This window comes from Nocardioides sp. (assembly GCF_016462705.1).
In the GTDB taxonomy this organism is placed as follows: Bacteria; Actinomycetota; Actinomycetes; order Propionibacteriales; family Nocardioidaceae; genus Nocardioides.
In genome coordinates this window covers 1-4609 of sequence record NZ_JAEMSS010000255.1, presented here as the reverse complement: position 1 = coordinate 4609, position 4609 = coordinate 1, and the positions used below count along the sequence as shown (strand labels likewise).

Below are 4609 nucleotides of genomic sequence, written 5' to 3'. Positions count from 1 at the left end.
ATCGCGTGCAGCCGGGTGGCCCCGCCCTCCTGCGCCCCCGCGACGTCGCGCTCCGAGGCGACGGCGACCTCGAGCAGGACCTCCGGAGCGCTCATGGGCTCCAGCCTAGGGTGGAGGAATGGACCCCCAGGCGCTGTTCGAGGCCAGGGCGCGGGTCCTCGCCGACCTCGAGGCCCGCCGGGCCGCGACCGCCGAGGCCGTGTCGTTCCTCGAGGACGCGATCTCGTCGCGCACGTGGTGGGCCGAGCAGTGGCCCGAGGGCGTCACGTACGTCGCGGGGCTGGTCGCCCAGGACGTGCAGGACGCCCTGTTCGAGACCACCCAGCGGTGGCCGGTCTGCCTGACCTGCGGCGGGCCGGTGCACTCGCTCTACATCCAGCCCGACCTCGGCGGTCCCGACCCGGTGTGGGTGTGCGAGGAGTCCGGCGACGTGGTGGCGCCGCTGGGCGGGCTCGCCTGACGGTTCGTCTGCGAGGCCGCGCAGCGGAACCCCACGTGGACCGCAGACGAATCGGCCCGGCGGGGCGAGCTCAGTCCTGGCGGAGCTGCACCCAGAGCGTGTAGCGGTCGGCGCGGAAGACGCTGCGGGAGACCTCGACCGCCTTCTCGCCGACCAGCGCACGACGGGAGTGCCGCAGGACGACGGCGTCGGACTCGACCTCGAGGTGCTCGGCCTCCTCGGAGGTGGCCACGTCGGCGGTGATGGAGTCCTCGGCCCAGGTGGGCCGGAGTCCGCGCTGCTCGAGCGACTCGTAGAGGCTGGTCGGCATGCCGCTCTGCAAGAACCCGGGCAGCAGCACCTCGTTGAGGTAGGCGTCCTCCAGGCACATGGGGATCCCGTCGGCGCGCCGCAGCCGCTTCCAGTGGATCACTGCGTCGCCCTCCGAGATGCCGAGCGCCCGGGCGACGCCGGGGCCGGCCTGCTCGCGACGGGCCAGGAGCGTCTGCGACTCCGACAGGAGGCCGCGGCGCGTCATCTCCTCGGTGTAGGAGGTGATGCCGCTGGAGGCGCGGGGCGGGCGGGCGACGAAGGTGCCCTTGCCCGGGATCCGGTCGAGGAGCCCCTCGGAGACCAGGGCGTCCATGGCCTGGCGGACCGTCATCCGGGCGACCCCGAACCGGTGGACCAGGACCCGCTCGGACGGGGCCGGCGAGCCGGGCTCCATGCCGGCGACGAGAGTACGGACGTACTCGCGCACGACCACGTGCTTGAGGGCCCTTCCCTCGTTCACCAGCACCTCACTCATGCAGCCAGACTAGACCGGTCGGACAGTGCGCGTCCCTGCTTTGTCGCCCCTCGGTCGCTTCTCTGGGGGAGGACTGCCCGAAAAGGCTAGTTCACCCGTGGGGGTGAGGTCCGAGAAGGCCAGAAGTCACTCGGTCGCGATCGCCTGCAGGACATCGAGCCGGGCGGCCCGGCGCGCGGGCAGCACGGCGGCGAGCACCCCGATGACCAGTGCGAGCAGGAAGAAGACGCCGAGCTGCAGCACCGGGACCCGGATGACCTCCAGGCCCTCGTCGCGGAGCGCATAGGTGATCAGGACGCCGAACACGACTCCCATGGCCACCCCGAGCACAGCGCCGAGCAGGGAGATGACGACGGACTCCAGCCGGATCATCCGCCGCAGCTGCGTGCGGCTCAGCCCGATCGCGCGGAGCAGGCCGACCTCGCGGGTGCGCTCGATCACCGACAGCGCCAACGTGTTGACGATGCCCAGCACCGCGATGATCAAGGCCAGCCCGAGCAGCGCGAAGATGATGAGCAGGAACTGGTCGATCGATGCCCGCCGCTCCTCGGCGAACTCCTGCTGGTCCAGCACGGTGACGACCGGCAGCTCCTCCACGACCTCGTCGAGACGCTCCTGGACGCCGGTGGCGCCCGGCTCCTCGTAGATGATCAGCGCGTTGTCGGCCGGCTCGTACCCGGCACCGTCGAACGTCTCGACCGAGGTCACCAGGCTGGTGAGCAGCGCGGTGTCCTCGATGACGCCGGCGACCTCCCAGGTCTGCTTGCCGGCCGGCACCTGCACCTCGAGCGTGTCCCCGACGGCGAGACCCTCGTCATCGGCATACGACTCCTGGACCAGCACCGTGCGGTCGCCCAGCTCCAGCGTCCCGCCGGCCGCGGTCAGCTCCAAGGGCTCCACGGCGGACCGGTCGATCGCCGAGACGAAGGTGTCGTCGCCGTCGGCGATCATGAACTGGAACCGGAGCCGTACGACGTCGGCCACCCCCTCGACGGTCGCCATCTCGTCACCGATGGCGTTGTTGAACTCGCCGCTGAAGACGTTGGAGACCACGTAGTCGCCGACGAACGCGTCCTCGATCGCCGCGTCCGTCGAGGCCTTCGCCGAGTCGGCGATGACGACCATCGTCCCGGCGAGCGCCAGGCCGATCATCAGGGCGGAGGCGGTGGCCGCGGTGCGGCGGGGGTTGCGGAGCGAGTTCTCGCCGGCGAGCATCCCGACCGTCCCGAACACCCGGCGGTAGACCAGCGCGGCCAGCCGCAGCAGCGGCCTGCTGATGACCGGGCTCGCTGCCGCGACGCCCAGCAGGACGGCGAGCACCCCGGCGCCGACGAACGCCAGCGGCTTCGGCACGTCGAGGACCAGCCCGAACACCAGCGACACGAGGCCGCCGATCACCATCAGCACGCCGGCCAGCAGCCGCCGCCGGATGGAGGTCTCGGGCAGCGCGATGTCGTCGCTGAGGGCCTGGACGGGCGCGATGCGGCTGGTCCGCCGGGCCGGGAGGTAGGCCGCGACCATCGTGACGAGCACTCCGACGGCGTACGACGCGATGACGGTGCGGGGGCCGAAGACGAGGGGCTGTCCCGACAGGTCGAGCCCGAACTGCCCGAACAGCAGCCGCAGCGCCATCGCGAGCAGCACGCCGAGCCCGAGGCCGATGGTGGCGCCGAGGACGCCGACCACGAACGCCTCGAGCTGGACCGACCAGGTCACCTGGCGCCGCGAGGCACCCAGGGCCCGCAGCAGGGCCAGCTCGCGGCTGCGCTGGGCGACCAGGATCGAGAACGTGTTGACGATGATGAAGGCCCCGACGACGACCGCGATCCCCGCGAAGACCAGCAGGAACGTGGTGATGAACCCGATCGCCTCGAGGAGCTCGTCGGCCGCCTCGTCGGCGGCCTGGTCCCCGGTGACCGCCTCGACGTCGGTCGGGAGCACCGTGTCGACGGCGTCGCGCAGCTCCTCCTGCGAGACGCCGTCCTCGGCGGTGACCCAGACGTCGTTGAAGACGTCCTCGCCCTCCTGGAACAGCTCCTGCGCGCTGGCGGTGTCCCACAGCGTCAGCGTCGCGCCGTTGAGCGACCCGCCCTCGGGGAACCCGACCAGGCCGACGAGCTCCGCCTCGAACTGCGCGGTCCCGCGGGGCAGCAGCAGCGTGACGGTGTCGCCGACCTGGTAGTCCGCGCGCTCGGCCGTGCGCTCGTCGAGCATCACCTCGGAGACGCCCTGCGGCTCCTCGCCCTCGAGGATCTCGAGGCCGACGCCGCCCGGAGACGGCGCGTCGGTCCAGTTGCTGCCGATGGACGGCGGACCGAGGCCGCCGACCAGCTTGCCGTCCGCGCCCACGACGTAGACGCCGATCGCGTTGACGTTGCCGTCCACACGGGCGACCCCGTCGACCTGCTCGAGCTCGTCGACCAGCGACCCCGGCAGCGTCCGGGAGGACGGCGCGCCCTGCTCGGTCTGGGCGCCGAGCGGCTGGACGACGACGTCCCCGACCGTGCTAGCGAACAGCGCCGTGAAGCTCCGGTTGAGCGTGTCGGAGAAGACCAGCGTGCCGGCGACGAACGCGACGCCGAGCACGATCGCGAAGGTGCTGAGGAGGAGCCGGACCTTGCGACCGAGGAGGCTCTTGAGGGACGCGCGGATCATCGGGTCGTGGGAGCCACTGGCTCCGCCAGGCGCGCCATGACCTCCAGGACGGCGTCCCGGGTCGGGTCCCTGAGCTCCTCGACGATGCGGCCGTCGGCCAGGAACAGCACCCGGTCGCAGTACGCCGCGGCGACGGGGTCGTGGGTCACGATGACGACGGTCTGGCCGTGGTCGTCGACGCTGCTGCGCAGGAGCTCGAGGATCTCGGCGCCGGACCGGGAGTCCAGGTTGCCGGTCGGCTCGTCGGCGAAGACGATCCGCGGCCGGCTCACCAGCGCCCGGGCGATCGCGACCCGCTGCTGCTGGCCGCCCGAGAGCTCCTTGGGCTTGTGCTCGAGCCGGTCCGCGAGGCCGACGGTCGCGATCACCGCGTCGTACCACTCGGGATCAGGCGCCCGTCCGGCGATCGCCAGCGGCAGCAGGATGTTCTCCTTCGCGGTGAGGGTCGGGAGCAGGTTGAACGACTGGAACACGAAGCCGATCTGGTCGCGCCGCAGCTCGGTCAGGCCCTTGTCGCCGAGACCGGTCAGGTCGACGTCCCCGATCAGGACGGTGCCGCTGTCGGCCGTGTCGAGGCCGGCGCAGCAGTGCATCAGCGTGGACTTGCCGGAGCCGCTGGGGCCCATGACGGCCGTGAACCGGCCCGCCTCCAGGTCGACGCTGACGTCGTCGAGGGCGGTGACCGCGGCCGTGCCGGAGCCGTAGGT

At 71.9% G+C, this 4609-nt stretch carries 4 protein-coding genes; 1 reads left to right on the top strand and 3 read right to left on the bottom strand.

The annotated features are described in order from the left end of the window. The first annotated feature begins 118 nt into the window (after positions 1-118). A complete protein-coding gene (locus tag JHD21_RS20805; protein ID WP_292679305.1) occupies positions 119-460 on the top strand; it encodes a hypothetical protein in 342 nt (113 codons plus the stop codon). 70 nt (positions 461-530) lie between these two features. Here JHD21_RS20805 and JHD21_RS20800 read toward each other — a convergent pair whose 3' ends face one another. The 3 genes from JHD21_RS20800 to JHD21_RS20790 form a co-directional block, all read right to left on the bottom strand. After that, positions 531-1247, bottom strand: coding sequence for a GntR family transcriptional regulator (locus tag JHD21_RS20800; protein ID WP_292679303.1), 717 nt, complete (start codon positions 1245-1247; stop codon positions 531-533). A gap of 126 nt (positions 1248-1373) precedes the next feature. Beyond that, positions 1374-3902, bottom strand: a complete 2529-nt coding sequence (locus tag JHD21_RS20795) for an FtsX-like permease family protein (protein ID WP_292679299.1) — start codon at positions 3900-3902, stop codon at positions 1374-1376. Then, positions 3899-4609: ABC transporter ATP-binding protein (locus tag JHD21_RS20790; protein ID WP_292679296.1), on the bottom strand; the 711-nt coding region annotated here is incomplete at its 5' end. The genes JHD21_RS20790 and JHD21_RS20795, both read right to left, overlap by 4 nt.